The sequence below is a fragment of the Nocardiopsis sp. TNDT3 genome, assembly GCF_003427465.1.
Lineage (GTDB): Bacteria > Actinomycetota > Actinomycetes > Streptosporangiales > Streptosporangiaceae > Nocardiopsis > Nocardiopsis dassonvillei.
Genome location: NZ_QPFC01000962.1, coordinates 1 through 4,955 on the forward strand (window position 1 = coordinate 1; position 4,955 = coordinate 4,955).

Sequence of the window (4,955 nt, forward strand, 5' to 3'; positions counted from 1 at the left end):
GGGACGGGCGGCGCGGTGCCGCCCGTCCCCGGCCTCGGAAACGCGGTGGGGCTCCGGTCGGGGCGTCAGCGCCCCTCCGGACCCCGGGGTCAGTCCGCCGTCCTGGCCACCTCGTAGGCCGCCCGGAACGCCCGGTACCTGGCCAGTTCGGCCTCCAGGGGCTCCACGACGCGCAGCCCGGTGATCTCCCGGACCCGGGCGGAGGCCGTGCGCTCCACGTCCTCGCGGCGCTGGACCGCGGCCACCTCGACGAGGTTGCCGCAGCCCACCCCGGTCAGCCACCCCACCAGCAGGGCCGCGACCACCAGGACGCCGGAGTAGGCGGCGAACACCGGGTCGTCGAACACCACCAGGCCGGTGATGCCGCCGCCCAGCCAGCTCGACAGGGTCACGACGGCCCAGGCCAGGCCCAGGCCCGCGACCGCGAGCAGCGCGTACTGGGCCGCACGGGCGACCTTCCACCACGACGGGCTCCGGTCGGGATCGCCGACCGCCCCGGCCACGGCCTGCCCCAGTTCGGCGGGCAGCTCGGGAACGGCGCCGCGGGCCACGGCGCGCATGCGGCGGCGCCACATCGGGGGCATGCCCTCCGAGACACTGTCGGCGGCCTCGCCCAGCGCGGTCTCCAGCTCGGCCTCGTGCGCGTCCACCGGGCCGCCCACACCGCTGCCGCTGTCGCGGCGCAGGAAGTCCAGCTGGACCGCGGCGAGCGGGTCCTTGCCCAGCCGCAGCGAGCGGCGGGCCACCGGCCAGCCGACCTGGCGTCTGCCGCGCCGGACGTCGTTGGTCTCGGTGACGTCGGCGACCGCCGCCACACCGGCCGCGTTGGCCAGTCCCTCCTGGACGCGGGCGCGCACCTGGGCCGGGACCGCCTCGGGCACCGCGCCCTCGCCCTGGAACTCCCCGAAGGGCTCGACCACCTGGTCCAGGTCGGCGGCCAGCCGGTCCACCAGCGCGCGCCGCTCGCGCACCGTCTCGGCGAGGAACTCGCGCAGGTCGCGGATGCCCTGGCCGGTGAGCGTGGACGTGGTGATCACCCGCGGGTGCACCCCCGACTCCGTCTCCAGCAGGCGGCGCAGGTCGGTGAGCAGTTCCTCCAGCTCGGCGGGCTCGACCTTGTCGACCTGGTTGAGGACGGCGACGGTGACCGCGCCGTGCCCGGCCATCTGGGCCAGGTAGCGGTGGTGCACCGCGGCGTCGGCGTACTTCTGCGGGTCGAGCACCCACACCAGCAGGTCGACCGAGCCGATGAGGCGGTCGGCCTCGGCGGTGTGCATGCTGCGGACGGAGTCGTGGTCGGGCAGGTCGAGCAGGACCAGGCCGGTCAGCTCGGAGTTGCCCGTGTCCAGGACGCTGGTGCGCGAGTGGCGGTAGCGGGTCGGGACGCCCAGCCAGCCCAGGAGGGCGTCGGCCCCCTCGTGGCCCCACACGCAGGCGTGCGCCTTGGAGGTGGTGGGCCGGGTGACGCCGGTCTGCGACAGCTGGAGCCCGCACAGGGCGTTGAACAGCGAGGACTTGCCGCTGCCGGTGCCGCCCGCCAGGGCGACCACGGTGTGGTCGCCCGACAGCCGCAGCCGGGCCCCGGCGTGGTCGAGCAGTTGGGTGGACCGGGCGACGAGTTCCTGCGGCAGGTCGTCGCGGCCCAGTTCGGTGAGGGTGGACAGCGCGTCCAGGCGCTCGATCAGCTCGGCCCGGGTGGTGGAGCGGGTGGAGTGCCAGGTGTCGTGGGTGGTGGGACGGTACTCCTCGTCCTCCTCCGCGTCGGCGGCGGTGTCGGCGCCCACGGCGCGGAAGGCCCCGGAGACCGCGGAGGGGCCGGGGACGCGGCGGGGCAGCGGCTCGATCCCCTCCGCGGCGCCGGATCCGGTCGGCGCGGGCTCCTCGGACGCCTCGTGCTCACCCGGTTCCGGGGAGGTCTCCCGCGCACGGGGCGGCGCCTGGTCCTCGCCCCCGTCCTCGGGCTGCTGGCCGACGACCGGGAAGGCGCCGGTGGCGCGCCCGGCGATACGGGTGTCGTCGGCGGCCTCGGCGAGGCTGCCCACCCATCCGGCGAGTCCGTCGGGGTCCTCGTGGTGGTCCTCGGCGGGACGGCGGACCGCCTCGCGCTCCCTGTCGGCGAGGGACCGCGCGTGGCGCCCAGAGCGCCGCTGCGCGGCGGGGGACGGCGCCGGGCCCTCCGGCTCCGCGTCCGTACCGCGCGGAGCGCCCTGGTCGCTCTGGACGCCCCGGTGCGGAGCCCCGGCGCCCGAGGGGTCGGGGTAGGCCGCGATGCCGTCGTAGGCGGGATCCTCGGAGCCCGCCTCGGACACGGCGTGGTCGGGGTGCTCGGGCACCGGCATGGTGTACCCGCGCCAGGGCCCGGACGCCGCGTCGCCGCGGGGGCGCCCGTCGTCACCGGCGCCGGACGCGCTCTGTCCGCTCTCGCGGTCCTCGTCCTCGGCGCGGGCGTGCGCACCGGGCTCCCCGTGCGCCTGCGCGGGGTTCCATTGAGTCGTCATCGTGCAATCTCAAGGTTGTACGTGGCCTGGTAGAGCTGGACGGCGGTGTCCTCGGACGGGATCGCGGCAGACGCCAGGGCGCTGTCGAAGGGCACGCGCTCGCGGTCGAGCAGGCCCTGGACGCGCTGGCGCAGGTCGTCCCGTGCCGCTGCGCCAATGCTACGCAGTGACTGGGCGCCGAACAGCCCCTTGAGCAGGCGCTGCGGGGAAGGGCCGGAGGCCTCGGCCGCATGGGCGCCGCCTCCGGAGCGGGACCGCTCGTAACCGAGCAGGTCGATGATCAGGACCAGGGCGACGACGTCGTGGTCGAAGGTGACGAACCGCGCCACGGAGCGCTTGGTGGCGCCGCTGGCGGTGGTCATCTCGGCGACGCCGCGCTGCCACTCGGTGATCTCCTGGCGGATCTGCTGTGAGAGCAGGCCGGTGCCGGGTTGGTTGAGGGCCTTGGAGGCGAGGTCGCCGCCGCCGGGGACCTCGCGCCACCTGCGCTCGACCTCGTCGGAGGCGCGTTCGCAGGTGGAGACCACCAGGGCCTCCAGGCCGTCGCGGATGGCGCGCTCCAGGGCACCGACCCGCTGGCCGCGCTCTGCCTGTTCGGCGCGGCCGCCCAGGCGCGTGCGCCTGCCGCGCGGGCGCAGGCTCCTGGTGAGCTCTCCCCCGGCCGCCACCTCCTGCCAGCGGGCCAGCAGCGATCCGCGCAGCAGGGAGCCGTCGGCCAGGCTGGTGTCGACGCGGTCGCGGGCGGCGGCGTAGGAGTCGTCGACGGCGGCGGTGAGGGTGCGGCCGGTCTCGATCTGCGCCTCCACCTGGCGGGCCAGTTCGGGCACCCGCGTCCGGAAGCTGTCGATGACGCCGATGAAGGTGCGCCGTGAGACGCGGTCGCGCTGCTCGGCCTCGCCCGCGACCTCCGCCAGGTAGTCGCGGATGTGGTCGGCGACGTTGGAGGTGAAGCGCTCGCCCCGGATCTGGTCGGTCTCGGGGATGGCGAACCGCGCGGCCGCGCCCAGGCCGTTGGCCTCCAGCATCGCGCCGAAGTGGTCCAGGAGCTGTCGCCTGCCCCTGCGCGGCACCCGGGAGAGCACGACGGCCAGGGAGGTGTCGCGGTCGCGGGCGACCTGGAGGAACTCCCACACGCGCGCGTCGGCGTAGCGGCTGCTGGTGGTGACGAACACCCACAGGTCGGCGGCGTCGAGGAACTTGGCCGCGAACTCGTGGTGCGCGGCGACGGCGGAGTCGACGTCGGGGGTGTCGAGCAGGGCCACGCCCGGGGGCATGGCCTCGGTGGCGGCGAGCACGAGCATGCCGTCCTTGCCCGGCATGGCCAGGCCCTGCTGGCGCACGCGCGGCAGGGAGGGGATGAAGGAGGCCTCGCTGAACCAGTCGACGTCGGCGGGGTTGCAGGCCAGGACGGGGCTGTTGGTGGTGGGGCGGCGCACGCCCGTGGTGGTGACCTGTTCGCCGACCAGGCTGTTGACCAGGGTGGACTTGCCCGCTCCGGTGGATCCGGCGACCGCGATCAGCAGCGGGATGTCGGGGCGGCGGACCCGGGGCAGGACGTAGTCGGAGAGCTGGGCGAGCACGTCCGCCTGGAGGGCGCGGCCCTCCTCGTCACTGGGCAGGCCCTCGGCGAACTCCAGGTCCCGAATGTGCTTGCGCAGTGCTTCCAGGACCTGTTCGAAGTGGTTCTCTTCGGGTTGGGGGGCGCGGTGCTTGGCCGGTCCGGCGGCGAGCGGCACGGTGGGCCCCCGTCGGGCGCCGACGGCCTCGGTGTCCGCCTCGCGCGCGGGTGCGGAGCCCTGGGCGGGCTGTTCGGAGGTGGCGGCCGGTCCGGTTCCGAACCGGTCCGGAGCGCCGGGACCGTTGGTCCCCGGTGCGGCCGACGGCCGGGTCATGATCGGGGTGCCCTCCTCATCGGTGCTGACGGTTCCCGCCGCGGAGCGACGTACGCCGCGGGCGGAGGTCTCACTGGAGATCGCGCCCGGTCGCCAGTCGACGGGTCTCGAACTGGTTTCCCGTGTGCAGTATGTCAAGATCCCGCGCTGTTTTGACCACTTCTCCGATGATCACCACCGCGGGGGGCCGCACTCCGGCCGATCGGGCCGCGGCGGCGATGGTGGCCAGCGTACCGGTGACGGTCCGCTGCCCCGGCAGCGTGGCCTCCTGTACCACCGCCACGGGGGTGTCGGCGGATCTGCCGTGGGAGACGAGGGCCTCGGCGATCGCCTCGATCCGCTCCACCCCCATGAGGACGACGACGGTACCGCCCGCGCGGGCGAGTCCGGCCCAGTCGACCGTGGAGCGCCCGTCCCCGGGGGGCACGTGCGCGGAGACGATGTGCAGGTCCTGGGCCACGCCGCGGTGGGTGGCGGGGATGCCCGCGCTGGCCGGGGCGGCGAGCGCGCTGGTCACACCGGGCACGGCGATGACGGGGATCCCCGCGGCGGCGCAGGCGGCGGC

Annotated in this window: 3 protein-coding genes; all 3 read right to left on the reverse strand. The window is 75.4% G+C overall.

Features of this window, described 5'->3' with window-relative positions:
• Positions 1 to 89: 89 nt before the first annotated feature.
• Positions 90 to 2,498 carry a YfjP family GTPase gene (locus tag DQW06_RS22275; protein WP_117199243.1) on the reverse strand — a complete coding sequence of 803 codons (2,409 nt, stop codon included), beginning with the start codon at positions 2,496 to 2,498 and terminating at the stop codon, positions 90 to 92.
• Positions 2,495 to 4,390: a dynamin family protein gene (locus DQW06_RS22280; RefSeq protein WP_013154442.1), complete on the reverse strand. Its 1,896-nt coding sequence runs from the start codon at positions 4,388 to 4,390 to the stop codon at positions 2,495 to 2,497. Before DQW06_RS22280 ends, DQW06_RS22275 begins: the two co-directional genes overlap by 4 nt.
• Positions 4,391 to 4,460: 70 nt before the next feature.
• Positions 4,461 to 4,955: uroporphyrinogen-III C-methyltransferase (locus DQW06_RS22285; protein ID WP_232833118.1), on the reverse strand; the 495-nt coding region annotated here is incomplete at its 5' end.